The sequence below is a fragment of the Sporosarcina saromensis genome, assembly GCF_033253735.1.
Lineage (GTDB): Bacteria > Bacillota > Bacilli > Bacillales_A > Planococcaceae > Sporosarcina > Sporosarcina saromensis.
On sequence record NZ_JAUBDI010000001.1, the window covers coordinates 200,396 to 227,206 of the forward strand.

Here is a 26,811-nt window from a genome sequence, read left to right on the forward strand (position 1 = left end):
AGAAGGGAAGAACCGATTGAACGCACGGCCTTCCCCCTTTTTTAACGAGTTGTTAAGAGAAAAACGACTGAAGTTTTTCCGTCACTTCTTCTCTCTGCCACTCGACTGTTTCACCAGTCTCTCTAAATTTGACCTCTACAATTCCTTCTTGTGCCCTTTTTCCGATTGTTATACGGATAGGCAAACCAATCAAGTCGGCATCAGCAAACTTCACACCTGCCCGTTCATGGCGATCATCATGCAAAATTTCATACCGATAAGATTTCAATAAATGATACAGTTCCTCGGATAATTGCCTCTGCACTTCGTCCTCCATATTAATCGTCACAAGATGGACATCATAAGGAGCAAGGTGTTTTGGCCATTTCAACCCACTTGCGTCATTGTATTGATCCGCAATGGCTGCAAGAATCCTAGAGACACCGATTCCATAGCAACCCATAATATATGGATTGTTTTTTCCATTCTCATCTACATACGTTGCGCGCATCGGTTCACTATAAGCAGTGCCTAACTTGAAGACATGCCCTAATTCAATTCCTTTTGCAAATCGGATTGTTCCTGAGCCGTCAGGAGAAGGATCTCCTTCTTGGATAAAGCGCAAGTCAATAAATTGATCGATCGCGAAATCCCTTTCAGGGTTGACGTTGATTAAATGATAACCTTCTTCATTTGCACCACAGACAACATTCACTAAATTCGCTACCGAATAGTCAGCGTACACTTTCATATCTATCGGTAGTTTGACAGGACCAATAAACCCTACTTTGCACCCAATTAAAGACTCTATTTCCTGTTCCGTAGCAAATGAAAGATCCCCTGCATGTAATACTTTCTTTAACTTCAGTTCATTGACATCGTGATCACCACGTGCAACGACCGCAAGGAATTTACCATCCGCCTTATAAATGAGTGTTTTAAGAACTTTATCGACTCCAACTTGTAAATACTTCGCAACATCGCTGACTGTCTTTTGAGTAGGCGTTTCAACCTTTTCAATCGCTTTTTGCGTCTGATTCGGCTTTTCTTTATTTACACTCACTTCAGCCGTCTCAATGTTTGCCGCGTATGCAGATGCATCGCTATAAGCAATTGTATCTTCACCAATATCGGATAATGCCATGAATTCATGTGTATCCGTTCCACCTATCGAACCGCCATCAGCAAGTACTGCGCGAAAGTTTAAACCAATCTTTGTAAAGATGTTTGAATAAGCTTGCATCATAGCTGTATACGTTTCATCCAAACTATCTGCTGTCGCATGGAATGAATAGGCGTCTTTCATAATAAACTCACGTGCACGAAGTAAACCAAACCGAGGGCGCTTTTCATCACGGAACTTCGTTTGGATTTGATAGAACGTTAACGGCAATTTTTTGTAAGATTTCACTTCATCGCGTACAAGCGAAGTAATGACTTCTTCATGTGTAGGTCCTAATGCCATTTCTCGGTCGTGACGATCACTAATCCGGAATAATTCAGATCCATAAGCATCCCATCGCCCTGTTTCCTGCCATAGTTCAGCTTGTTGCAACGTCGGCATAAATAGTTCGGCTGCATTCAGTGCATCCATTTCTTCACGGATAATTTTTTCGATTTTCGACAACACTTTTTTAGCAAGCGGCATATATGTATAAACGCCGCTCATATGTTGTCGGACGAATCCTGCTCTTACTAATAACTGATGGGATACTGTGTCAGCATCTGTAGGGACTTCACGCATCGTTGGGATGAATGTACGTGATTGTTTCATTTGCTTTCACCTCGAATTCCAGTAGTTAGATTGTCATGCTCCCTTAGAAGAAGAAGCGTTGAATGTCATTCCAGGTGACAACAACCATGAGAACCATGAGTAACATGATCCCAACAAAGTGAACCATGCCTTCTTTTTGTTTGTCTACAGGTTTGCCTCTTACAGCTTCGTATAGGAAAAAGAGTAACCTTCCTCCGTCTAGTGCTGGCAATGGCAATAAGTTCATGATTCCTAAATTGATACTCAGTATAGCCGCCCAATTCATTAATGTAAAGATGCCGAACCGAGCCATTTCTTCTGTCGCCTTATAAATACCGACTGGTCCGCTCAGCGCATCAATTGAAAATTTACCTGTAACGAGCATCCCTAACAATTCAAAGATCCGTGTAATCCAGTTCACTGTTTCAGTAGCACCATATTGCAATGCTTTTAGCGGACTCTTCTCGTACTCAGGTGCATACTTAACACCAATTTGTCCGAATTCTTGGCCGGAATCCACGATAGTCGATGGCGTCATCGTCATCGTTAACAGTTCTCCTGCTCTTTCCACTTTCACCTGAATCTTTTCACCAGGTTTTTCTTGAATGATTCCAGTAAATTGAGACCATTTGTCCACTACGGTCCCGTCCACTTCTTTAATACGGTCACCAGCTTCCATCCCAGCAGCATATGCAGGCGTATCCTTTACGACTTCCGCGATGATCGGTTCGTCTTTAGGTATACCATTTAATAACCCGATGGCTAAGAAAATAAAGAACGAAAGAATGAAGTTAAAGAGTGGCCCTGCAAAAATTGCCATTGCTCGACTACCTAATGGCTTTGAATCAAATTGACGATCATAGGGTGCAATCAGTGTTTCTTGCCCTTTTTCATAGATGATCGCTTCTCTCGAAACATTGTATCGGACGAGTTGGCCATCTTCATCATATCCTTCGATATATAATTCTTTACTAAGATCGGCAGACTCGGTCTCTAAAAAAAGTACATTCGGATTTGCAATTTCACGATTCAAATAGATTTTTTCTACTTCGTCCGAATCATTGAGCACAACTCCAACTCGATAGCCAGGTAATAGTTCGACAGAGTCAAAGTCCTCTCCCGCCATTCGCACATAGCCACCAAACGGTAGGATTCGGATTGTGTACAACGTTTCTTTCTTCCGGATTGCAAGAATCTTCGGACCAAAACCGATTGCAAATTCCCGCACCATGATCCCTGCTTTTTTCGCAAATAAGAAATGCCCTAATTCATGAAAAAAAACAAGTGAACCAAATATGATAATAAACGCAATAACGGTTTCCATTTAAAACCACCTTAACTGGCCAAACCGGCCTTTTTTCAATTCAGTCATCATACCAATGCATGGACCAATTTACGCGTATTGGAGTCAATTTCTAAAATCTCATCCAAACTAGGATGTGAAATGGTTACATGCTCGTTCATCATCTGCTCCACAATTTCTTCAATCTGTAGAAATGGGATTTTATTCATCATGAACAACTGAACTGCAATTTCGTTAGCTGCATTCATTACGGTCGGCATGGAACCGCCAGTACGACCTGCTTCGTAAGCGAGTGCTAATGCTTTGAATCGCTCAAAATCCATTCTCTCAAAGTGTAGCGCTCCAATTTCCTCCAGCCGCAATGGCTTCGCATTCTGCATCGGCATACGGTCTGGGTAAGTCATGGCATATTGGATTGGCACGCGCATATCTGGTGAACCAAGTTGAGCGATGACGCTCGTATCTTCAAATTCGACCATAGAATGGATAATACTCTCTTTATGAAGCAAACAATCAATCTGGTCGTACGGTAAATTGAATAAATGATGGGCTTCAATAACTTCTAATCCTTTATTCATCATTGTTGCAGAGTCAATTGTCAGCTTATTCCCCATCGACCAGTTCGGATGAGCTAACGCTTGTTCAACTGTAACCTGTTTTAACTGATCACGTGACAAGTCCCGGAAACTTCCGCCTGAAGCCGTTAAAATAAGACGGGTGACTCTCTTTGGATTTTCACCATTGAGTGCTTGAAACAGTGCGGAATGCTCGCTATCGACGGGGAGAAGTGCTACGTTTCGCTTTTGAGCTTCAGCAATGACAATATCCCCTGCAGCAACTAATGTTTCCTTATTGGAAATCGCAATCGTTATCCCTTCTCTTATCGCATGCAATGTCGGTTCAAGTCCGACACTCCCGATGACAGCGTTGACGAGCATATCTGCCCCTGAATGTGCAGCGACGAGGATGAGTCCTTCTTTCCCATATACAAAACGAGTCGAAGGAAAATCAGTAGCTAGCGTTTCGGCATCTTCCTTACGCATAACGGATACAAGAGATGGCTGGAACTTTAAAGTGATTTCTCTTACTTTTTCAATATTCTTGCCTGCTGAAAAAGATACAAGTTGAAAATGTTCAGGGTTCGACTGCACAATATCAAGTGTTTGTGTACCAATCGATCCAGTAGCACCTAAAAGACTGATCTTTTTTTTCATTGATTGAACAACTTCCTTTCCATTAACCGACGAATTGTAAAAAGTGAATAAGCGGTAGCACGAAAAGGAGACTATCAAAACGATCAAGAATACCTCCGTGACCAGGTAACAAATTTCCAGAGTCTTTCACATTAAAATGCCTTTTCAATGCTGATTCGACCAAGTCCCCTAATTGTCCAACAATAGAAGCGACGATTGTCACAATGATTAAAATTCCGAATGTCGATGCAATTGGGTAGAAGTACTGGATAATACATGCAAACAATACAGCAAAAATAATTCCTCCGACAAAACCTTCCACTGTCTTGTTTGGTGAAATATCTGGCCACAACTTTCGTTTACCCAGCTTCCTTCCGATAAAATAAGCACCAGAATCTGTCATCCATATAATTAAGAGCGCATAAAACACATATTCAAATCCAAAAAATCTCGTTTCAATTAAATAATAAAATCCAATACCGACATAAAGTGCACTAAAAGCTGAAAAGGCGGCATTTTCAAATGTAAAGCGATTTTTAGAAGTCACTGTATAAATGAGCATAATAAGTATAATTGCTGAGAGGATTTCCAATTTGCTCGTGTGGATGGCTTCTTGTACGTTGGCTGTCCATTCAGAAGGCATGAGCAACGTTGCAAGCAAAAGCCATGTGAGTAAGCCATGAATTGAAAAAATAGACATCTGATTCATTCGTAGTAATTCAAAAAGTCCGATTGAAGCGATTAGATAAATTGCAATTGTAAATGGCAATCCACCAATTAGTACGAGTGGAAAAAATATCGCTAGCGCAATCAATGCTGTAAGTATTCTCTGTTTCAACTGCCTTTGTCCCCTTCCACATTGCCAAAACGACGATTACGCATTTGGTATTCTTCAATTGCATTAAGCATACAAGCTTCATCAAAATCAGGCCATAGAACTTCTGTAAACGAAAATTCGGAGTAAGCGAGTTGCCAAAGCATAAAATTCGATAGTCGTACTTCTCCGCTTGTACGGATCAGTAGATCGGGTTCTGGTAAATGTGCCGTCATTAAGTGTGCATCAATGAGGGCATCGTCAATATCCTCAATTGCTATCTCATTTGCAATTGCAAGCCGAGCAATTTCTTTTACCGTCTCGACAATTTCAAGTCGACTCCCATAATTCATGGCGAAGTTTAAGATAAGTCCATCGTTTTGCGCTGTTTCATGCATAGCTCTACTAATGGCTTCCTTTGTGTGAACAGGCAATCCATCTGTATTGCCAATCATTTCGACTTTGACATTTTGTTCAATTAACTCGGGTAAATATGTAGTTAAGAATTCTCCAGGTAATTTCATCAAAAAGTCAATTTCCATTTTAGGGCGCTTCCAATTTTCAGTTGAAAATGCATAAAGTGTCAAGACGCTAATACCGATATCGTTTGCAATTCTCGTGATTTTACGGACAGTCTTCATCCCTTCATGATGACCTGCAAAACGAGGTAAGCTCCGCTGCTTCGCCCAGCGGCCATTTCCATCCATGATGATGGCGACGTGTGAAGGGATATCTCCATTTTTGACTTTAGTAAGCCGATCAGAAATCGAGCTATCCATTTCCAATGTTTTTTTTCTCAACAGTTTTTCTAACATTTAATTTCCTCCACTCGCCTGCTATTTGAGCAAGTATCTAGTCTATCGTATCAAATAAGCAAACAAATTTCATTTAAAAAATCCATCTATCGCATGGAAATTATTTAAGGCGTCCCTTCAACGTATGCCGCGTAGAAGCTGTTCATCAATAAAACTCTTCATAATCGTCAATTCATTCAAAAAAGACGCCCTTCTAGTAGGACGTCTTTGTGTATGGAAAGTTCACAATCAGATTTCTAAGATTTCTTTTTCTTTATCTTTAGCGACCTCATCAATTTTAACAATGTACGAATCCGTAAGTTTCTGAATATCCTCACCGCTACGACGTAATTCGTCCTCAGTGATTTCGCCGTTCTTCTCTAATTTTTTCAACTCGTCATTTGCATCCCGACGGATGTTACGAACTGCAATTTTGGAATCTTCGGCTTCTTTTTTCACTTCTTTTACAAGCTCTTTACGTCTTTCTTCTGTTAGTGCAGGGACTGCCAAACGGATGACTGAGCCGTCATTAGATGGAGTAATACCGATATCCGACTTCAGGATTGCCTTTTCAATATCACCTAATGTCGTTTTATCGTATGGTTGAATGACCATCAACCGCGCTTCAGGCACTGAGATACCAGCCATTTGGTTTAATGGTGTTGGTGCTCCATAATACAAAACTGAAATTCGATCTAGCAAAGATGCATTCGCACGACCTGCACGGATGGAAGCAAGTTGTCTCGTCAATGCAGATATCGCTTTTTCCATTTTTTCTTTTGTTTGATCTAATACTACTTTTGACATTTACCCATTCCTCCTCACAACCGTACCGATTGGTTCACCCAGTACAGCTTTTTTAATGTTACCGTTCTCCATAACCGAGAATACTACGAGCGGGATATCGTTGTCCATACATAGGGTCGATGCAGTAGAGTCCATCACTTCAAGCCCTTGACTAATGACTTCCAAATACGTAAGGTCTGTATACTTCACGGCATTCGTATCTTTTAATGGGTCCGCAGAATAGACACCATCTACATTGTTCTTAGCCATCAGGATGACGTCTGCTTCAATTTCTGCCGCTCGTAAAGCAGCTGTCGTATCTGTTGAGAAATACGGATTACCCGTTCCTGCTGCAAAAATGACGACGCGTTTTTTCTCTAAATGACGGATTGCTTTGCGGCGAATATATGGTTCTGCGACTTGTCGCATGTCGATTGATGACGATACACGTGTTTCAACGCCTAATTTTTCAAGAGCATCTTGAAGTGCCAGTGAATTCATTACGGTAGCGAGCATACCCATATAATCAGCAGTTGTGCGGTCCATGCCCATTTCACTTCCGATTTTCCCTCGCCAAATATTTCCTCCACCAACTACGACTGCCACTTCAACATCAAGATCCACCACATCTTTTACTTGTGCTGCGACCGACTTGATGATTGCAGGTGATAATCCAAAGCCTTTGTCACCCGCTAGTGCTTCACCGCTAAGTTTCAAGACAATTCTTTTATATTTTGGGACGCTCATATGTACCCTCCGTCTACTAAGTTTTCTCGAAAAATAGGGAACACAGTGGTGTGTCCCCTAATTTTTTCATACTATCTACAACTGCAATCAGTTGCCCTTTACTTGACTCATTACTTCATCAGCAAAGTTATCTTCACGTTTTTCGATTCCTTCACCAACTGCATAACGAACGAAGCCTTTTAACGTTCCGCCTGTTGATTTTACGAAGTCACGCACTTTTTGATCAGAATTCTTAACGAAAGCTTGGTCTAATAAGCAGATTTCTTCGAAGTATTTACCAAGGCGACCTTCAACCATTTTCGCAACGATATTTTCAGGCTTGCCTTCATTCAAAGCTTGCTCTGTAAGAATTTTGCGCTCATGCTCGACTTCTTCTTGAGAAACTTCGTCACGAGAGATGTATTTTGGATTCAAAGCAGCGATGTGCATCGCAACATCTTTCGCAGCCTCAGCATCTGTAGAACCTTCTAGAATTGTTAGCACCGCAATACGTCCACCCATGTGTAAGTATGGTCCAAATGCGTCATTATCAGTCTTTGTTTTCACTTCGAAACGACGAAGTGTGATTTTTTCACCGATTTTAGCAACTGCATTTGAGATGTGGTCAGCAACTGAAAGACCGTTGGACATTTTTGTCTCCATCGCTTCTTCTACGGAAGCCGGTTTTGTTGCAAGTAAATGCTCACCAAGTTCTTTAACAAGGATTTGGAATGCTTCGTTTTTCGCTACGAAATCTGTTTCAGCATTCACTTCAAGAATGATTGCTTCGTTTCCGCTTACTAGGATATCAGTTGTCCCTTCTGCAGCAATACGATCAGCTTTTTTCGCCGCACTTGACAAGCCTTTTTCACGAAGGAAGTCGATTGCCGCTTCCATATCACCATTCACTTCAGTAAGTGCTTTTTTGCAGTCCATCATACCCGCACCTGTTTTTTCACGCAATTCTTTAACCATTTGTGCTGTAATAGCCATTCGTAGTTCCTCCCATATTGTGTAATCAACTTTCATACTCTTTAAAAAAGACGATAAGGGGGTTGGCCACTTATCGTCTTTTCATTTATACTCGCTACTTACTCTGCAGTTACTGTTTCTGCTTGCTCTTCAGCAACTTCTTCGTCAGCACCTTGTCTTGATTCGATCAAAGCGTCAGCCATTTTGCTCGTCAAAAGACGTACTGCACGGATTGCATCGTCATTCGCAGGAATGACATAATCGATTTCATCCGGATCACAGTTTGTATCAACAATACCAACAAGTGGAATGTTCAATTTAATCGCTTCAGCAACCGCGATGCGCTCTTTACGTGGGTCTACCACGAAAATAACATCTGGTAGTGATTTCATATCACGGATACCGCCAAGGAATTTCACAAGACGTTCGTGTTCTTTTCTAAGTTCAGATACTTCTTTTTTAGGTAGTACAGCAAATGTACCGTCCTCTTCCATCGTTTCGATCTTCTTCATGCGTGCAACACGCTTTTGGATCGTTCCGAAGTTTGTAAGTGTACCACCAAGCCAACGTTGGTTGATGTAATACATGCCAGCACGTTCAGCTTCTTCTTTAATAGCATCTTGTGCTTGCTTTTTAGTACCTACGAATAGCACTTTACCACCATCAGCACCCACTTGGCGCATGAAGTCGTAAGCTTCTTCTAATTTTTTCACCGTCTTTTGAAGATCGATGATGTAGATTCCGTTACGCTCTACAAAAATATACTTTTTCATTTTCGGGTTCCAACGACGTGTTTGGTGACCGAAATGTACACCTGCTTCAAGCAGTTGTTTCATTGAGATTACTGACATTTACTATTCCTCCTGTTTGGTTAAATTCCTCCGCATCCTTCATTCATCGAAATGACCTTTCGGCACCCTTTCCGACATCCACATGCGTGTGTAGTAACACCATTTGATAATATACCACATGGATAATCCTATTGCAACAATCTTTATCTGAATTTCAGTAGTAGCTCCACTTCAGTTTTACCTTTACCGAGCGTCTTAGCGATTTCTTCAATACTTTTCCCCTCATCATGCAGTGCAATTGCTTTCGTCCGCTCGTCCATTTCGCCAGGCTTTTTTTGAGTGGCCGCCTGTTCCTCTTGTATGTTTTTAGAATATGATTGATAAGATTGAACTGCAAGTTTCAATGGAATTTTCGGTTGAGGAAAATGTAAATCTGCGTTTTCATTTTTATTCACTTCTTTTTTACTTGACGTCATCGAATTTGATGGCTCTGGACCGCTTGCGTGCTGTCGTTTTTCAATAATTGCTATCAAGCGTTCGTTCTCTTCCTTCAATTCAGCTAAATAAGCTGCGATTGAGTCATCCATCTCCGCCATAAGCTTTTGCTGTTTCTTTTCCAAATCATTGAACCTGGAAACTTTTGTATACAACAGTAATATTACATAAAAGCCAACCATCTGCATGATAAATAATAGTATTAGGAATATCGTTTGCATGTCCATTAACCTATAAAGTCTACGAATGATCCTTTATAAGGATGCTTCGTTTTCTTTTCCTCTTCTTTATGTCCTTGCTCTTGTTCATTTTGACCATTAGGATGCTGCTCTTTGTTCGCATCTTTGTTTACTTTGGCGTAGTTAGTTGCTTCAACGACCGTCTCACGCTGTTTGGCCAATTCCTTTTCGTTCGCCGCTTGTGCATGGGTTTGACTTACATAGGTTTGATTTTGTTTTTGCTCCTGAAGCTTCCCTGCTTCTACGGTTTTAGGAATGGCAATTTGAAGTTCGATACCTTTTAAACTCACAGTATCCCTCCATCTACAATTTCCGGTAGAAGTAGTTTCCGTAATTTAAATAAAGCTTTTGAGTGAATTTGAGAAATTCTAGACGTTGACAAACCGAGAATTTCCCCGATTTCGGTTAACGTCATTTCATCTGTATAGAAAAGATTTAAAACGAGTTGCTCGTTGTCATTCAATTCCTGGATCTTCCCGGATAATTCTTCAATTAATTCGCCCATCATGACATGATGTTCAGGTGAACGCTCCGATTCATTTTTTAAGATGAAAGATTTTTGACCTTCTTCGTCGTCATCACTCATCCGCTCATCCATTGACAAGATATTGGAAAAGTATTGTTCATGGACAGTCTGATAAACGTCTTCTACAGAAATACCGAGGTGACGGGCAATTTCTTCAGGTGTAGCATGCCGTAACAAGCTTTGTTCTAATTTATGGATTTCTTCTTCAAGTTTTTTCGTTCTCTCCCTTGAAGATCGTGGTAACCAGTCCTCTTTACGAAGTCCATCGATTATCGATCCTCTTATCCTAAAAGAGGCGTATGTATCAAATTTCAAGTCCCTGCTCGGTTCAAATTTTGTTAAAGCATCGAATAGACCTTGTAAACCTAAACTCATAATATCATCTCTCGCTACATTGCGAGGAAGTCCTGAACTAATTCGTTGTACGTGATAGTTGACGAGCGGCATATATGTACGGACGAGCCAGTCACCCGCATCTGTATCCCGATTTTCCATCCAAAGTTTCCAACATGCTTCTTCTGTCAAATCCTGTTTGGACATTGATGCTTTCACCTCCATACCGTTTCAGTTTAACAAACTTACTGTCGTTCATCTATTTATGATTATAGCAAATGGTTATTTAAAAAAGCGACTGAATCGATCAGCCGCTTTTCTAACAGTATCAAAGTCTTATAGACTTTTTCAGAGCGTGCAGACGGCAATTATTCGCATTACACTTCGCTCATTCGTTATCAACTTCATGATAAATTCTATAACTTTTTCAATATGTGTACGAGGATGATTAAATGTCCTTGGTCCCTGCATTGACGGTTCGAATACTTAATGTACTTGTAGATGGATCAAATTCAATCGTTCTCCCACTCGATCCCCCGGTATCTTCTGCTACAATCGGGATGGACAGACGATTGAGCTCACTTTTTACAGCTTCAATATTTCTTGGACCTATCCGAATTGTATCACTTGTCCCAAATTGAAACATTTGCGCTCCACCAGCAATTTTAGCCTTTAAAGATAACGGCCTAACTCCTTCAGCTTTTAAACGCTCCATTAGCGCATAAATTCCTGTATCTGCAAATTTCGCCACATTCAGATTTTCTGCTTTTCCGAGAGTAGAGTCCGGTAGCATGACGTGTAATAAACCAGCAATTTTTTTTGTTTCGTCGTAAAGGACAACACCGACGCAAGAGCCTAAACCGGATGTTCTAATCGTATGTGGTGTTTTGGCTATATTCATGTCGGCAATGCCTACTCTTATAACGTTTTTTAACATGTTCATGTTATAGCACACCTAACGAGCGGAAAATGGTTACATACGATTCAGGATCAGGCAATAGGAAGAAATGACCATCTACTGTTGAAGTTTTTTCATCTGCGTCATCATTTATGCGTGTATCGATAACGATAACATCATCACTGTAATGCGATACTTCTATGAGCCCAAAACTGACAATTGCGCCGACCATATCAACACTTAAGGACGGTACCGTCGGGTGTATATGTAAACCCGTAAAATCTGATAGAGCAGATAAATAGGAACCTGACAAAATATTTCCCAATTCCTGCATAGCTGAAATCCCCATAGCCGCTATCGGATTCGCATGAAAATCAAACGTATCATCATGAATTAATTTGCGAATGAAATGATTAGCGGAGTCCACTGGCAAGACGAAAAACATGCTACCTGATAGATCCCCTTGTATACGGAGAAAAATGCCCGCAACAATCTTTTCTGCACCACCCGCCAATTCAAACATCTCGTCAAAAGACACAAGTTTGACATCCGGGACGAGCATGTCAATTTTTCTACCTAACAATTGAGATAGAGCAGTTGCTGCATGCGCTGCACCAATGTTGCCAATTTCTTTTAGTACATCTAAATGCATATCCGAAATATGCTGATCAGAACTCATCTGTCGTCACTCGTTTCAACGGCTCTAACACTTTTTCAAGATTCAACATGACTAACAATCGTTTTTCTAGTTTCGCGACGCCTGCAATGAATTCTGATTCAATCGCACCTACAACTTCTGGTTGAGGCTCGATTGCTGTAATCGGAATGTCAATCACATCATTTGCGTTGTCCACGATAATTCCCACTTCATAATCGTCCAACGAAACGATGATAATACTGCTCGTCTCATCAAAAGGTTTTAGTGCTAAACCGAAACGCTCACGAAGATCCACAATCGGCGTCACGACTCCTCGCAAATTTATAACACCGTACACATATGAAGGAGTTCTTGGTACTTTTGTAATTGACAATACTTTTTCAATCGATTCAACACAGTTAATATCGATTGCATATTCTTTGTCCATCAGTTGAAAGGCAATCACTTTCGTTGCTTCTTCGGAATTTAAACTATTTACACTAGCCATCTGTATTCCTCCTCAATTACTTAATCAATGAATTGCAGTCGACAATTAACGCAACTTGTCCATTACCAAGTATAGTAGCTCCCGAAATGGCAAATACGCTCTGTAAATAGTTCCCTAATGATTTCAAGACAATTTCTTGTTGACCAATGAAAGAATCAACTAGAAGTCCCGCCAGTTTGTCACCTTTTCTAACAATGACGACTGATTGAAATTCGTCGATCGTCTGTGCATTTTCCATTTCAAAAATAGTTTTCAAATTGACAATTGGGACAATGTTCCCTCTAAAATCAATCACTTGCTGATTATGAGCTTGCAATATGTCGGATTTCTTAATAATCGCTGTTTCAATAATCGATGAAAGTGGGATTGCATAAATATCTTTTTCAAGATTCACAAGCATAACCGAAATAATGGACAACGTAAGTGGCAATTGTACTTGGAATAAAGAACCTTTGCCTTCTTTTGAATCAATTGAAATGTAACCACCAAGAGATTCAATCGTACTCTTTACGACATCCAATCCGACTCCTCGGCCGGATACATCCGTAATCTTCTCAGCGGTCGAGAAGCCTGAAGCCAAAATAAGTTCTGCGACTTGCTTATCAGTCATCGTCGGAACCATGTCTTCAGTAATGATGCCCCTATCCAACGCTTTTTTGAGCACGCGCTCTTTATTAACCCCTGCTCCATCATCTTCAAGTTCAATGAATACATGGTTTCCTGAATGATACGCTCTTAACGTAACCGTACCTGTTTCTGGCTTTCCTTTTGCAACCCGTTCAGCTGGAGTTTCAATTCCGTGATCCAAGGCATTTCGGATTAGATGAACAAGTGGATCTCCGATTTCATCAATAACCGTTCGATCCAATTCAGTTTCTGCACCAATGATTTCAAGGTTAATTATCTTGTCCAAATCTCTTGCAAGTTGGCGAACCATCTTAGGGAAACGATTAAACACTGTTTCAACAGGGATCATTCGCATATTTAGAATAATGTTCTGTAAGTCGCCGGATACCCGCGTCATCCGTTCAACCGTTTCGTTCAAATCTGGATTATGTAATTCTGTCGCAATCGATTGTAAACGTCCACGATCGATAACAAGTTCTTCAAACAGATTCATCAAAACGTCTAATCGATCAATATTGACACGAATCGTCTTATTGGCATGTTGTCCATTACCCGTCCGTTTGTTCTTATCAGCGGCTTTGTCGTTTTTATCATTTACTGCTTTTTCGGATGGAGAAGCTACTTTCGTTTCAACAACTTCTTCAGCGCGTTTATTTGCTAAGAGCGACTCATCTGTTAGCGATGATACTTGAACTCTGTCCACTTCAGATACTTTTAGCACTTTCGCTTCAATCGTCTTCGCTTCTTCATTCGTTAAAAGAACGACCGTAAATTGTGAATCAAATTCTTCATTTTCAAGTAATTCGACACTTGGTTTTGTCTTAATGATTTCGCCTGACTTCTCTAGGATTTCAAAGACCATAAAGACACGAGCCGCTTTTAACAGACAATCTTCTCTCAAGCTTACCGACACTTCAAACGCATTAAATCCTTGCTCTTTCGATTGGCTAATAACTGTCATCTCATAATCATCATACGTCAGCATTACTTCAGAATGAGTAGGAGCAAGGGAAGCATGTTCTACAGTTGCAGCGGATTCCACTGATTGTAATGGAACGATTCCGTGTCCTGCTTCAATTTGATTTAATAATGAAACCAGTTGTTGGACGTCTTTTTTCCCTGATCCACCTGCTTCAATATCCATCACCATTTCTTCCAGTTCATCCACTGCTTTGAATACTACATCTAAAAGTTCAGTCGTAACCCGGATCTTAGCATTTCGAATTGCATCAAGCACGTTCTCCATCTTATGTGTCAAGTCGGCAATATCTTCATATCCCATCGTCGCAGACATGCCTTTTAACGTATGAGCGGAACGAAAAACTTCATTCACAATTGCCAAGTCTTCCGGATTCTTTTCGAGTTTCAGTAAAAACTCGTTACAAGATTGGAGGTGCTCTTTACTTTCGTCTAAAAACATTTCAAGGTATTGATTTGTATCCATACTTATGACGCCTCCTTAGGAATGTAAACTATTCATGATTACGGTTGGAATTTCTTCCAAATCAACGACTTGGTCAGCGAGACCAGCATCTCGGATCGCTTTCGGCATACCATATACAATTGAAGTGCGTTCTGATTCCGCGATGGCAATTGTGTTGCATGAGGCTTTTAATGTTTGTAAGCCTTCTTTACCATCGTGCCCCATTCCTGTCATGATGACCGAAAGAAATTGTATAGCTGGGAAATTTGAAGCTGACTCCAACAATACGTCTACAGCTGGACGATGACCTTTGCGAGGGGGTTCTATTTCATCTAGCCGCACATTATACCCATTCGAACTAGCATCGATTGTCAAATGTTTTCCCCCAGGTGCGATATAGGCAGTACCATTAACAAATGGTTCCCCGTCTTCTGCTTCCTTTACATGAATCTCACTTAGGCCATCTAGTCTTTGTGCAAGAGATTTAGTAAAGCCTGGAGGCATATGTTGGACGACGAGAATAGGCGCAGGGATCGATTTAGGTAGTTCTGTTAGCACAGCTTGTAGCGCTCGTGGTCCCCCTGTCGATGTACCTATTATAACAAATGAAGTGAGTTGTTTGGACATTTTTTTTCCGCTATCGTAAAAGGGTTGAAAGTCTTGTTTCATCGATTGCTTTCGTTGCTGACGCACATTCATATTGAATTGAGGTGAAGAATTTTTTTGGACCTCTCGTTTCTTTGTTAACGTGGCAACTTTAATGGTTGAAGCTTGTACAACCTTTTTGACGATTTCCGCTTCTACATCAGAAAGATTCAACGAAATTGGACCACCTGGTTTTGCAACAAAATCGACGGCACCATACTCCATCGCAAGCATCGTGTTTTTGGCTCCGATTTCGGTCGTACTTGATAACATGACAATCGGTGTAGGGGTTGTTTTCATGATTTGTTGCAATGCTTCTAATCCATCCATTACTGGCATTTCTATATCCATCGTAATAACGTCTGGACAGAGCTGTTCAACTTTTGCAAGGGCATCTTGACCATTTCGAGCAGTCGCAACGACAGTAAGAGATGGATGGTTGGAAAGCATATCCGAAATAAGCTTTCGCATAAATGCAGAATCATCGACGACTAGCACTTTTTTACGTTGTATGTCTGGCGACAAGTCAATCACGCCCTTTCAAAAATATCCCCTTAAGTTTTTGTATGAATTTCGTCTTTTCGATTGGTTCCAATTGATTATCCGTAACATACATATCTGCGATTGCCAACAGTCGTTTGGATATTAACGCATTTGGATATTCGAGTATGAACGGCTTTTGGGCAATGACCGATTTATGAACAACAGCGTCTTCAGGTAGAAAACCTAGCAGTGTTGTTTCTTTTGCTAGAAACTTTTTCATGGCATACTGTAATCTTGTAGCGGATTCATTGCCATCCTGACCTTTTGAAACACGATTTGTCACAATGCTAAATTTCTTGTCAGCGTCTTGTAAACAGATGAATTTCATCATCGAATAAGCATCTGTAATAGATGTAGGTTCCGTCGTGGAGATGACAATGACCTCATCGACCGCAACAATCAAATCGATAGAGCGCTGTGTGGCGCCTGCACCCATATCAAACAAAATCACATCATAATCTTGTTGAAGACGTTCAAACGCTAAAAGCAAGCGCTCAAACATTGGCTCAGTCCAATCAAGAATTGTATCAAGTCCAGACCCACCAGATATGAATGCCAATCCATGCGTGTCACGATTCAATACGGCATCCAACGATTGCTCCCCTAACAAATAATCTTTTAAACTATATCGAGGCGTCACTCCTAATAAAATATGGATATTGCCCATCCCTAAATCCATATCCACTACAATGACTTTCTTCCCTCTCAATTGTAAGGAATAGGCGAAGTTTGTGGAGAAGTTGGACTTACCGACTCCTCCTTTTCCACTGACGATAGCAATGGACTTTGCAAGTCGACCTTGACCTCTCAACATTTTCAGCCTAAGTTCTTCTGCTTGGTCACGCATCGTCAACACCTGCCAGTAGTCGGTCAATTAACACTTTTACAGTTGCTTCTGTTAGATCTTCCGGTACTTCTTGTCCATCTGTGAAATAGGCGGCTCCAATTTGGAATTGTTTCATCAAGTTAAACATGGGCCCGATGGAACTTGTTTCATCCACTTTTGTAAAGATGAATTTTTCAATTGGGAAGGAAGTAAATTTCTCAACGACGGCTTTCATATCATCTTCTTTCGCAGTCACAGATAATACAAGAAACGTTTCCATATCGAGCGAGAAGTCAATTAACTGTTTAACATCATCTACATACTTTGTTTCTTTATAGTTCCTGCCCGCTGTATCGATGAAAACAAGATCTACGTCTTTCAACTTATCAATTGCCGCCTTGAAATCTTCACGATTATACGCGATTTCGACTGGGGCTTGAAGTAGATTTGCATAGGTACGTAGTTGTTCGATTGCCGCAATTCTGTATGTATCTGTTGTAATGAATCCGACCTTCTTTTTGTTTTCCAACAATGCTCTTGCTGCAATTTTTGCGATTGTTGTCGTTTTGCCGACACCGGTTGGACCTAATACGTTAATATATTTTTTGGTCGTATCAATTCCACCAAACGGTAAGTCGGCAAACAACTCTGCTAGCACTGCTGCTGCTTGTTGTTTTTGTTCAACCGTCGTTAAATCCTTTTTGTCTTCTTTCATCGTTGTAAATAGTAGATTTCCAATGTGATAGATTGTTTCTTTTGATAATCCTTGGGCCTCCAATGTCGTTAACAATGGGGAAAGACTATCCGGAAAGTTCGCAAAAGAAGTAGCCTGTTTCATTTCTTGCAACAATACTTTCATGTCATGCATTTCTTTTTTAAGATCGGATTCGATAGGACTAATTTGTGCTGCTTCCTTTTCAAACAAAGTCGGTTTTTGAATTTTCGCTTGTGGAGGTTCATCAAAACCTGCTACAACTTCGACCATTTTTCGCTTGAACAATCCAAGGAAACCCGTAGTTTTCACTACATTTGAACTTAGAATGACAGCATCATCTCCGAAGTCAGAGCGAACTTTCTTCATCGCTTCTACCATCGTATCAGCTGTATATTTTTTCATCTTCATCAACTATCCACCACCCCGACACTTTGTACTTCAATTGAAGCTTCAAGTTCATTGTAAGATAACACAGGGATTTGAGGGAAATACCGTTCTGTTATTTGCCGTAAGTACATACGTATTGCTGGAGAACATAAGAGTATTGGAGATTGATCCAACAAAGCGACTCTCTCGACTTCTTTTGCAATCGATTCTAAAATTGCTTGTGAATCATTAGGATCAATGGATAAATAGCTCCCTTGTTCCGTTTGTTGGATATGATCAGCAATCAGTTTTTCCACTCTTCCTGAAACCGTTAGTACTTTTAAAGAATCTACACTTGAAGAATACTGTGCCGTGATTTGTCTTGCTAGCGATTGACGTACATATTCCGTGAGCAAATCGATATCAGACGAGTATTTTGAGTAGTCTGCGAGTGTTTCAAAAATGACAGGCAAGTTTCTGATCGATACATTTTCACTAAGCAACTTCGCAAGAACTTTCTGAATCTCACCAATCGATAATGGTGTCGGAGTTAATTCGTCGACTAATATTGGATACGTTTCTCGAACATGATCGACGAGTTGTTTTGTTTCCTGACGACCAATTAAGTCAGATGCATTGGCACGAATTACTTCTGTTAAATGAGTAGAGACGACACTCGGCGGGTCTACAACTGTGTACCCCATAATTTCCGCATCTTGTTTCACGTCTTCTGTAATCCATTTTGCCGGAAGACCAAATGACGGTTCTACCGTATCAATGCCTATAATTGAATCTTCTCCTCCAGGACTCATGGCAAGGTAATGATCAAGCAACAGCTCACCACGTGCGAGTTCACTTCCTTTAATTTTGATTCGGTACTCGTTTGGCTGAAGTTGGATATTATCGCGTATACGAACGACTGGAATGACAAGACCTAATTCTAACGCCAGTTGTCTACGAATCATGACGACTCGATCGAGCAGATCCCCTCCTTGCTGTGCATCTACAAGTGGAATAAGGCCATAGCCAAATTCAAATTCAATAGGGTCTACATTGAGCAAGTTCACGACATTTTCGGGACTCTTCATCCCTTCTGTTTCAACCTCTTCCTCCATTTCCATTAGTTCATGAGGATCTTCTTCCGATTTACGACTCATGACGTATGCACCTGTAGCAAGAGCAATCGCTACAGGTACTGTTAGGATGTCATTAATCGGTGTGAATAAGCCTAATAGAAATACAGTAGCTGCAGCGACATATAACAGTTTCGGTTGACCTAATAGTTGCTTTGTAATATCTGTCCCAAGATTTCCTTCAGATGCTGCACGTGTGACAACGATTCCAGTGGCTGTCGAAATGAGCAGTGCAGGGATTTGAGAAACAATTCCATCACCGACTGTCAACATTGAGAACTTTGTTGCAGCTTCAGCAAAAGGTAAATCCATTTGAACAACACCGATGATCATTCCTACAAGTAGATTAATCATTACAATGATTATACCGGCAATTGCATCCCCTTTGACAAATTTTGTCGCCCCATCCATTGCACCATAAAAATCCGCTTCATTACTCACTTTTTCTCGTCGAACTCGTGCTTCCGTTTCAGAAATCATACCAGCGTTCAAATCTGCGTCAATACTCATTTGCTTTCCGGGCATTGCGTCAAGTGTAAAGCGGGCTGCTACTTCGGAAACACGTTCAGACCCTTTTGTGATGACGATGAACTGGATAATGATAAGGATGACGAATACAACAAGACCGACGACAATGTTCCCACCTGTTACAAACGTACCAAACGTCTCAACAACTCCCCCAGCATCCCCTTTGGAAAGAATTGCACGCGTCGTGGAAACATTCAATCCAAGTCTGAACAACGTCAGAAGCAGTAGCAATGATGGAAAAATCGAAAATTGCAGTGCTTCTTGCATATTCATGGACGTTAACAATACCATCAAAGCCAGTGTAATGTTAATAATGATCAAAAAGCTTAACAACCATGGCGGTAATGGGATGACGAGCATCGCGACAATCATGATGACAGATGCTAGTACACCTATATCCCTAAATTGCATGTCATCCCTTCTTTCTCATTTATTCTTAAATCTTTTTTTGAATTCGATAAACATACGCTAAAATTTCAGCGACGGTTTTAAAGAATTGGTCAGGAATCCTGTCCCCGATTTCAACATCATCATATAACGCACGAGCTAGTGGTCTATTCTCCACCATGACAATGTCGTGTTCTTTGGCAATCAACTTAATCTTTTGAGCAACAAAGTCTGCACCTTTTGCCAGAACAATCGGCGCATCCATTTTTTCATCGTCATATTTCAAGGCGATCGCAAAATGGGTTGGATTTGTAATGACTACATCCGCTTGGGGCACTTCTTGCATCATCCGCCTCATTGCCATTTCCCGTTGACGTTGTTTAATACGGGATTTAATGATTGGATCCCCTTCAGTGTTTTTATATTCATCCTTAATATCCTGTTTGGACATCCGCAGGTTTTTTTCATAATCATATTTCTGATAAAAATAATCCAAAATTGATATACATAAAAGTACAAGAGATGCGATGATCCCCATGATAGCGACCAATTGTCCAACGATTACGAGCGTATCATGTGGTGTTTTAAAAGCTAACCCGAGTACTTTTTCGATATTCATAACAAGAATAATGGTTGTCACGGAACCGATGAAAGAGATTTTTAATAAAGATTTCATCAATTCCACTAAAGCACGAACTGAAAAGATTCTTTTTAATCCTTTAATCGGATCGATTTTCTTCAAGTCAAATTTCAATGGTTCAGTCGTAAAGAGCAGACCGAATTGAAATAGATTGCCGGCTATTCCGGCAATAACCGCTATCACCATGATTGGAAGCAAGATGAAAGCCATTTCAGCTACCATCGTTCGATACATCTCCATTGTTGAATGTATATCCAATACATCTTTTGAGAAGTATTCGGTGAACGAGTGGGTAAAGAAAACAAAAAAGCGATCTTTCATAAAGCCAGAAGCAAAATAAAGAAATAGAAACACCGCAAGCATGACAATGGCACTTGTAACATCTTGACTTTTTAACACTTGTCCTTTTTTCCGTGAATCAAGTCTTTTTTTCGGGGTGGCTTTTTCAGTTTTTTCGCCTGCGAAAAACTGTAAGTCCAACGTTAACCTCATATTTAGCCACCCCCTAAGATGATCATCAAATCTCTCATTGCTGCTAGCATGATCTCAAAAAGTTTCTGCATCATCGCAATCATGACTGTAAACGTCGTCACGAGGACGAGGAAGCTAACGCCGATTTTTATCGGAAAACCAACAACAAATATATTTAATTGTGGTACAGTCCTAGCTGTAATACCGAGTGCTAAATCGACAAGAAATAATGTCGCAACAATTGGAATCGACATTTGAAAAGCGATTGCAAAAGTTGTCATAAATGTTTTTGCTATGAATTCGACCAATCGCTCTTCTCCAAAAGATGGCCATAGTACATCGATTGGTACAAAACGATAGCTATAGAAAATACCATCTAACAACATGTGATGAGCATTTAAGGTTAATAACAACAATAAAGCGAGAACATTAAAAAATTGACCTAATAGTGGTGATTGTGCACCTGTTTGTGGATCAATCACATTGGCAATGGCAAAACCCATTTGAAAATCGATAAAGCCACCTGCAATCTGAATTGCTGACATGACAATATAAGCAATAAGACCAATAAACAAACCGACAGTTGCTTCTTTTAACACCAAAAGTATGTATGTACCATCTATCTCAAGGGTTGGTGCTTCAATCGTGTAGACCATCACCCATGCTAGTAATGCAGCAAAAATGACTCTTTGAGTAGTCGGGATTGTGCGATATGAAAAGAACGGAACAGTGACAATAAATGCCGTCACTCTCGTCAACACAAGTAAATAGACGGCCATTGATGGGATTAATGCTTCCATTCATTCACCCTATATACCGGACAAGATTATCAAAAATATCGGATGCATAGGCAGTGACTTTTGAAAGCATCCAAGGTCCAAAGAATACAATCGCAACTAGTACTGCAACAATCTTTGGTACGAATGCTAAAGTCTGTTCTTGGATTTGTGTTGTTGCTTGAAAAATACTAACAAGCAAACCTGACACTAATGCGACAATCAACAACGGTCCGGATGCTAATAAAATGACCCATACTGCCCGTTCAGCAATCGAGATGACTACTTCACCTGTCATGTTTTACCACTCCTAAATTGGAAAATACCACTTTGCTCATAAAGAATACCTATATACTTTCGCTAAAAACTTTGTAACAATGATTTCATGATGAGGTACCAACCATCCACCAAAACGAATAGTAGGATTTTAAATGGCAATGAAATCATGACCGGCGGCAACATCATCATCCCCATTGACATCAATACACTTGCGACAATCATATCAATGACGAGAAATGGGATGAAAATCATAAAACCCATTTGAAAAGCTGTTTTAATCTCACTTAACGCGAACGCAGGTACAAGCATCGTCAAAGGAATATCCTCTAACGATTCTGGTCGTTCTGCTTCGTTGTACCGAAGAAACAACTCCAAGTCCTTTTGTCTCGTATGTTTGCTCATGAACTCCTTAAAGGGCATACTTGCTTCCTCATATGCTTGTTCAAGTGAAATTTCTTCAGCGAACAACGGTGTCAGCGCTTTTTCATTTACCTCTTGAAAAGTTGGGGCCATAATGAAAAATGTTAAAAACAGAGCAAGACCGACAATTACTTGATTCGGAGGCATTTGTTGTGTTGCGAGCGCTGTTCGAACAAACGACAGCACAATGACAATACGAGCAAACGAAGTCATCAGAATTAGAATTGCAGGAGCAAGTGATAAAACTGTTAGGAGCAGCAGTAATTTGATAGATGTTGAGACATTCGTTGCGTCGCTGTCCGAAAAAAACTGGACGAAATCATTCATCTTGTCTGCGCTCCTTTTCTTCCAATCTTCTTAAATGTTTCTTTCGTTCCTCTTTAAGCTCGTTAATTTTGTCTTTAAAGAGATGGCCGAATTCTACCTGCTCTTCTGTTTTCTCAAGTGAGCGATTCGGATTGACATATTTCGAAACCACTTTAGCGACAAGGCCAGCCGGTGGTTGAATGTCACCTTCTCGAATATAGTCTTCTAGTTTCGCAATTTCATTTGCATCGGTTATTTCTTTTAATAGTTGTACTTCATTGCCAACACCAACCAAGTAATAGGAGTTTCCTATATGGACGAGTTGAATGGACTTTTGTTGACCGAGTGATAGTCCGCCGATATTTTTCATCAATCGATGCTGGTCAAACATTCGGTTTCTGCGGTTCAAGAATTTTAATAGCGCAAGCAGAAGACCGATGACAAACAAAAAAGAAAAAATCATACGAATATAATCACCAAATGAAGAACTAGCAGCTGTTGAGTCCGTTGCAGGGCCAACAGCCGGTTCTTTCTGTTCTTCTTTAGGTGGTTCCTCTTTTAAATTTTTATCAGATTTCATCCATTCGTCGACATACTTGTTTGAATCGGTTTCAGCTAAAGCCACATGCTCAAATACTGTAAAGCCTAGCAAAATAACAACTATAAGTAGCATCCATTTTTTCAAACTTGTAAATACGATCATCCGCTTACCCTAGTGCTTTTTGAATTGCTTCAACAACTCGATCTGCTTGGAACGGCTTTACGATGAAATCTTTTGCACCTGCTTGAATGGCATCGATCACCATTGCCTGTTGGCCCATTGCCGAGCACATAATAATCGTCGCAGATGGATCTTTTGCTTTAATTGACTTCAGTGCTGCAATACCATCCATTTCCGGCATTGTAATGTCCATTGTTACTAAATCCGGTTTCAGCTCGAAATACTTTTCGACTGCTTGTGCACCATCCGCAGCTTCTCCTACTACTTCAAAATTGTTTTTAGTTAAAATGTCCTTGATCATCATGCGCATAAATGCTGCGTCGTCTACAATTAAAATTCTTTTTCCCATTTCCTTTTTACCTCCTGGATACTAGCGTAAATTGTTTAGTCGTTCTTTTTGACTTAAAATGTCTGTAATTCGCACACCGAAATTCTCATCGATGACGACAACTTCTCCTCTGGCAATATGTCGATTATTTACTAGAATATCGACAGGTTCACCTGCCAGCTTATCCAATTCTATAATTGAACCACTCGACATTTCAAGAATTTCTTTTACGGAACGTTTTGTCCGACCGAGTTCCACCGTCACTTGCAAAGGGATGTCCAGCAACATATTCAAATTGTTGGACTCTGCTTTGTTCAAAGATGGACTATCAAAACTCGCAAACTTCGCTTCTTGAACGTGCACAGTTGGTCGCTGTTGTCTAGGTGGCAATTGCTGTGTTATAGGTTGGTCCCAAGCCGTTTGTTGTTGGTCGTTCATGGATGCATATGGATCTTGATGAACGGACTCATTATGGCTCTGATCATAAGCAAATGTTGAAGTAGATTCACTCTTTGTTGGAGCTTCCATCGTGACAGCCGCTTCCTCTTCTGCCCCCATGCCCATTAATGAAGTGACGAGATTCTTTCCGAACTGCAACGGAAACAATTGCATAATATTCGAGTCGATGAGTTCGCCGACTTTCAGTTCAAATGATACTTTAATCATTAATTCGTCGTTAGGTATCTGTTCTGTATGGCCTTCGTTTTGTAAATCCATTAGATCGATAGAAGGTGGAGAGATATCCACTTTCTTATTGAAGACGGTTGACATGGACGTCGCTGCAGACCCCATCATTTGGTTCATTGCTTCTTGGACAGCACTTAAATGGATTTCATTCAATGCTTCACTTGGCGCAAGGCCATCCCCGCCTAGCATTAAATCCGCAATAATCGCTGCATCACTTTGTTTAATGACAAGTAAGTTCGTACCATTCAGCCCTTCTGTATACTCCACTTGGACCGCTACATAAGGATGTATGAATTCCGTTTCCAACAAGCTACGGTCAACAACAGTTATTGCAGGAGTAGTGATTTCAACCTTCTGTCCAAGCAAGGACGAAAGAGCTGTCGCAGAACTTCCAAATGAAATATTTCCTACTTCACCAAGTGCGTCTTTTTCCATTTCACTTAAGTGATTATCTAAATCTTCTTTCTCAGAAGAGGATGTAGCGGGTTCATCAACAGACAGCGGTTCCCCACGCAATAAAGCTTCAATTTCTTCCTGAGACAACACATTATCACTCATCATCTTCATCCTCTCCGTTCATGATATCGAGTATTTGAACAGCCATTCGATTTCTAAGATGCCCTGGCTGAGCTGTGAATTTTGGGACATCCCCTACTTTAACTATGAGTGGATCTTCAATTTTCCGGTCAATAGGGATCACATCTCCAACTTGCAAATATAAGAAGTCTTCCACGGACATGAAACCTTGTCCTAATTCGGCCGTGATTGGCAAAGTTGCTTTCTTCAAGCGTTTCTCTAACACGACACTCTGTTCAGGAGAAGGCTCTTTTTTATTCGTTTGCATCCAATAACGAACAGATAAGTTCGGCACAATCGGTTCAAGAACGACATGCGGAATACAAATATTGATCATTCCGCTCGACTCACCGATAACAATATTAAATGAGATAACGACTACTGTTTCATTCGGTGAAATCATTTGCAAAAACTGCGGATTCACTTCCATTTCAGATAAAAATGGATCGATCTCGATAATGCCTGACCATGCTTCCCGTAAATTATCAAATGATCGTTCAAAAAGATTTGTCAATATTTTCGTTTCAATCTCAGTCATATTGTCCACTTTTCCGGGGCCATCTCCACCGCCACCCATTAGACGATCAAGCATGGAATAGGCGACATTTGGATTTACTTCCATAATTATGTTACCTTCGAGTGGTGGAACTTCAAAAATATTAAGCAATGTCATATTCGGAATCGAACGTAAAAACTCCTCAAACGGAATCTGGTCGACCGATGCGACGTTAATTTGTACATAAGTCCGTAACTGAGCAGAGAAATAAGTCGTTAACAATCTAGCAAAGTTTTCATGAATTCGTGTCAAACTTCGAATCTGGTCTTTTGAAAAACGGAGAGCCCGTTTGAAATCATATACTTTTACTTTCCGGGTCTCTTCTTCTTTTTTCATATCATCTGCAGACATCTCACCTGTTGACAAGGCGGATAACAATGCATCTATTTCATTTTGGGATAAAATATCTCCCGACATAAGGTCACCTCCCGAACGGTTTAGTACTTCGCGCCGTCATTATTGAATGATATAAGAAACGATATACACTTTCTCAATTTCACCCTCTTGCATGAGCGGATTCAATTGTGCTTTAATCGATTCTTCAAATGCCTGCTTACCGGCTTTTCCTTCAAAATCTTCTGCAGTCATTTCAGATAGCTCCTGAATGACGATGTTATTAATTTGAAAATCTCTTTTTGCTAATTCTTCTGCTGCTTTTTTATCATCTGTTTGGATTTTTAAAGACAGTTTAATATATTGGCGGCCCGATAAGTTTGTCATAATTTCAGGAACATCTACCGACGCTTCAAGAATTTCGTCAATTGTTGGTTCGGTATCTCCTACATTCCCTTTGAACTGCAAAGATAGAATGAGTACGACAATTCCTACTAACGTTAATGAAACAACTGTTATTAATGCAATCGTCAAAGCTTTATTCTTCATTTTCTTCACCTCGAATATGCGGATTCGATAATAATTGGATGGAGCGATAAAAATCGATCATTTGTTTTTGTACGTCTTCAACATCCTCTAAAACGACGTATTTTGTCCCAGTTGTCAACGTAATCGTCGTATCAGGGAACGATTCAACTTTCTCTATGTAAAGTGCATTCAGTATGAATACCGTACCATTGAGACGTTTAACTTTAATCATATGTAAGGGGCCGGGCAC

30 protein-coding genes are annotated in these 26,811 nt (G+C 40.4%); all 30 read right to left on the reverse strand.

The features are described from left to right. Positions 1-52 precede the first annotated feature (52 nt). Positions 53-1,753, reverse strand: a complete 1,701-nt coding sequence (locus QT711_RS01030; RefSeq protein WP_317941628.1) for a proline--tRNA ligase — start codon at positions 1,751-1,753, stop codon at positions 53-55. A gap of 43 nt (positions 1,754-1,796) precedes the next feature. Then, a complete protein-coding gene (rseP, locus tag QT711_RS01035) occupies positions 1,797-3,056 on the reverse strand; it encodes an RIP metalloprotease RseP (RefSeq protein WP_317941629.1) in 1,260 nt (419 codons plus the stop codon). A 47-nt stretch (positions 3,057-3,103) separates the two neighbouring features. Then, positions 3,104-4,249, reverse strand: coding sequence for a 1-deoxy-D-xylulose-5-phosphate reductoisomerase (locus QT711_RS01040; RefSeq protein ID WP_317941630.1), 1,146 nt, complete (start codon positions 4,247-4,249; stop codon positions 3,104-3,106). 22 nt (positions 4,250-4,271) lie between these two features. After that, entirely contained in the window at positions 4,272-5,066 is a 795-nt protein-coding gene (locus QT711_RS01045) for a phosphatidate cytidylyltransferase (RefSeq protein ID WP_317941631.1), read from the reverse strand. Then, complete coding sequence (locus QT711_RS01050; RefSeq protein WP_317941632.1) at positions 5,063-5,857, reverse strand: isoprenyl transferase; 795 nt, start codon at positions 5,855-5,857, stop codon at positions 5,063-5,065. Before QT711_RS01050 ends, QT711_RS01045 begins: the two co-directional genes overlap by 4 nt. Positions 5,858-6,085: 228 nt before the next feature. Then, positions 6,086-6,643: a ribosome recycling factor gene (gene frr / locus QT711_RS01055; RefSeq protein WP_317941633.1), complete on the reverse strand. Its 558-nt coding sequence runs from the start codon at positions 6,641-6,643 to the stop codon at positions 6,086-6,088. After that, entirely contained in the window at positions 6,644-7,369 is a 726-nt protein-coding gene (gene pyrH, locus QT711_RS01060) for a UMP kinase (protein ID WP_317941634.1), read from the reverse strand. It abuts the gene before it with no gap. An 87-nt stretch (positions 7,370-7,456) separates the two neighbouring features. Further along, a complete protein-coding gene (tsf, locus tag QT711_RS01065; protein WP_317941635.1) occupies positions 7,457-8,341 on the reverse strand; it encodes a translation elongation factor Ts in 885 nt (294 codons plus the stop codon). A 98-nt stretch (positions 8,342-8,439) separates the two neighbouring features. After that, on the reverse strand, positions 8,440-9,171 hold the full coding sequence (gene rpsB, locus QT711_RS01070) for a 30S ribosomal protein S2 (RefSeq protein ID WP_317941636.1): 732 nt from the start codon (positions 9,169-9,171) through the stop codon (positions 8,440-8,442). Between the two features lie 143 nt (positions 9,172-9,314). Beyond that, positions 9,315-9,731, reverse strand: coding sequence for a DUF6115 domain-containing protein (locus tag QT711_RS01075; RefSeq protein WP_317941637.1), 417 nt, complete (start codon positions 9,729-9,731; stop codon positions 9,315-9,317). Between the two features lie 101 nt (positions 9,732-9,832). Beyond that, a complete protein-coding gene (locus QT711_RS01080; RefSeq protein WP_317941638.1) occupies positions 9,833-10,135 on the reverse strand; it encodes an RNA polymerase subunit sigma in 303 nt (100 codons plus the stop codon). Further along, entirely contained in the window at positions 10,132-10,911 is a 780-nt protein-coding gene (locus QT711_RS01085; RefSeq protein ID WP_317941639.1) for a FliA/WhiG family RNA polymerase sigma factor, read from the reverse strand. The genes QT711_RS01080 and QT711_RS01085 overlap by 4 nt, the downstream gene beginning before the upstream one ends. 241 nt (positions 10,912-11,152) lie before the next feature. Next, positions 11,153-11,647 (reverse strand): chemotaxis protein CheD, encoded by a 495-nt coding sequence (locus QT711_RS01090; protein ID WP_371389914.1) that lies wholly within the window; start codon positions 11,645-11,647, stop codon positions 11,153-11,155. Between the two features lies 1 nt (position 11,648). Then, positions 11,649-12,281: a chemotaxis protein CheC gene (locus QT711_RS01095; protein ID WP_317941640.1), complete on the reverse strand. Its 633-nt coding sequence runs from the start codon at positions 12,279-12,281 to the stop codon at positions 11,649-11,651. Next, positions 12,271-12,747 (reverse strand): chemotaxis protein CheW, encoded by a 477-nt coding sequence (locus QT711_RS01100; protein WP_317941641.1) that lies wholly within the window; start codon positions 12,745-12,747, stop codon positions 12,271-12,273. Before QT711_RS01100 ends, QT711_RS01095 begins: the two co-directional genes overlap by 11 nt. 16 nt (positions 12,748-12,763) lie before the next feature. Beyond that, complete coding sequence (locus QT711_RS01105; RefSeq protein WP_317941642.1) at positions 12,764-14,818, reverse strand: chemotaxis protein CheA; 2,055 nt, start codon at positions 14,816-14,818, stop codon at positions 12,764-12,766. 15 nt (positions 14,819-14,833) lie between these two features. Further along, entirely contained in the window at positions 14,834-15,967 is a 1,134-nt protein-coding gene (locus QT711_RS01110; protein WP_398295305.1) for a chemotaxis response regulator protein-glutamate methylesterase, read from the reverse strand. A gap of 1 nt (position 15,968) precedes the next feature. Beyond that, a complete protein-coding gene (locus QT711_RS01115; protein ID WP_317941643.1) occupies positions 15,969-16,832 on the reverse strand; it encodes a MinD/ParA family protein in 864 nt (287 codons plus the stop codon). Then, on the reverse strand, positions 16,825-17,934 hold the full coding sequence (gene flhF / locus QT711_RS01120; protein WP_317941644.1) for a flagellar biosynthesis protein FlhF: 1,110 nt from the start codon (positions 17,932-17,934) through the stop codon (positions 16,825-16,827). Before flhF ends, QT711_RS01115 begins: the two co-directional genes overlap by 8 nt. Next, the gene (gene flhA, locus QT711_RS01125; protein ID WP_317941645.1) at positions 17,934-19,964 is read right to left on the reverse strand and encodes a flagellar biosynthesis protein FlhA; all 2,031 of its coding nucleotides are present in this window, start codon (positions 19,962-19,964) and stop codon (positions 17,934-17,936) included. Before flhA ends, flhF begins: the two co-directional genes overlap by 1 nt. Positions 19,965-19,989: 25 nt before the next feature. Beyond that, positions 19,990-21,072 carry a flagellar biosynthesis protein FlhB gene (gene flhB, locus QT711_RS01130; RefSeq protein ID WP_317941646.1) on the reverse strand — a complete coding sequence of 361 codons (1,083 nt, stop codon included), beginning with the start codon at positions 21,070-21,072 and terminating at the stop codon, positions 19,990-19,992. 2 nt (positions 21,073-21,074) lie between these two features. Then, entirely contained in the window at positions 21,075-21,851 is a 777-nt protein-coding gene (gene fliR / locus QT711_RS01135) for a flagellar biosynthetic protein FliR (RefSeq protein WP_317941647.1), read from the reverse strand. A gap of 4 nt (positions 21,852-21,855) precedes the next feature. After that, complete coding sequence (gene fliQ / locus QT711_RS01140; RefSeq protein ID WP_317941648.1) at positions 21,856-22,125, reverse strand: flagellar biosynthesis protein FliQ; 270 nt, start codon at positions 22,123-22,125, stop codon at positions 21,856-21,858. Between the two features lie 62 nt (positions 22,126-22,187). Beyond that, positions 22,188-22,853 (reverse strand): flagellar type III secretion system pore protein FliP, encoded by a 666-nt coding sequence (gene fliP, locus QT711_RS01145; protein ID WP_317941649.1) that lies wholly within the window; start codon positions 22,851-22,853, stop codon positions 22,188-22,190. Further along, positions 22,846-23,517: a flagellar biosynthetic protein FliO gene (locus QT711_RS01150; protein WP_317941650.1), complete on the reverse strand. Its 672-nt coding sequence runs from the start codon at positions 23,515-23,517 to the stop codon at positions 22,846-22,848. Before QT711_RS01150 ends, fliP begins: the two co-directional genes overlap by 8 nt. Positions 23,518-23,539: 22 nt before the next feature. Beyond that, a complete protein-coding gene (locus tag QT711_RS01155) occupies positions 23,540-23,902 on the reverse strand; it encodes a response regulator (protein ID WP_317941651.1) in 363 nt (120 codons plus the stop codon). 21 nt (positions 23,903-23,923) lie between these two features. Beyond that, entirely contained in the window at positions 23,924-25,126 is a 1,203-nt protein-coding gene (fliY, locus tag QT711_RS01160) for a flagellar motor switch phosphatase FliY (RefSeq protein ID WP_317941652.1), read from the reverse strand. Further along, on the reverse strand, positions 25,119-26,117 hold the full coding sequence (gene fliM / locus QT711_RS01165; RefSeq protein WP_317941653.1) for a flagellar motor switch protein FliM: 999 nt from the start codon (positions 26,115-26,117) through the stop codon (positions 25,119-25,121). Before fliM ends, fliY begins: the two co-directional genes overlap by 8 nt. Positions 26,118-26,156: 39 nt before the next feature. After that, positions 26,157-26,582 (reverse strand): flagellar basal body-associated protein FliL, encoded by a 426-nt coding sequence (gene fliL / locus QT711_RS01170; protein ID WP_317941654.1) that lies wholly within the window; start codon positions 26,580-26,582, stop codon positions 26,157-26,159. Beyond that, entirely contained in the window at positions 26,572-26,793 is a 222-nt protein-coding gene (locus QT711_RS01175) for a flagellar FlbD family protein (protein WP_317941655.1), read from the reverse strand. Before QT711_RS01175 ends, fliL begins: the two co-directional genes overlap by 11 nt. Between the last annotated feature and the right edge of the window lie 18 nt (positions 26,794-26,811).